The 526-nt window shown below is 39.7% G+C and carries 1 protein-coding gene; it reads right to left on the bottom strand.

What is annotated here, in order from left to right; translation table 11 throughout:
- A partial coding sequence (locus tag ACFIJK_RS09525; RefSeq protein WP_375627613.1) for a hypothetical protein occupies positions 1–526 on the bottom strand: 526 nt, incomplete at both ends.

Below are 526 nucleotides of genomic sequence, written 5' to 3'. Positions count from 1 at the left end.
GCATTGCCATAAACAGAGCCATAAATCTCACAAGAGCCACTCACACAAGCATTCCCATAAACCTTGCCATAAATCTTTGCACGACCATTAATAACAGCATAATTATAAATTTTTGCATGGCTATAAATACAAGCCAAGCCAGAAACCTTGGCATGACCATAAACGCGAGCATAACTAAAAACCGTAGCATCATAAGAAACATGCGCATGATCATAAATATGAGCATCAGCAAGAATGCGGGCACTACCATTCACATGAGCATACCCATAAACATTGCCATAAACATGAGCATTGCCATAGACAAAAGCATGGTCATAAACTTTAGCATATTGAGAGATAAAAGCTTTTCCATAGACTTCAGCATTGCCATAAACTTGACCACAGACTTGAGAATAATGGCGTATTTTTGCATCATCATACACTCTTGCATGACCATAGACACAAGCCTCATCATACACCCAGCAATTGCCATCATGGGATAGGTTAACTTCCTTTTCAATAAAGCCGCCTAAAGACCCCGCCTTTA

Origin of the sequence: Bartonella sp. PS17NMGDW (assembly GCF_042193555.1) — a bacterium.
GTDB lineage: Bacteria > Pseudomonadota > Alphaproteobacteria > Rhizobiales > Rhizobiaceae > Bartonella > Bartonella grahamii.
The sequence above is the reverse complement of the archived record's forward strand: the minus strand, read 5'-3'. Positions and strand labels throughout refer to the sequence as shown.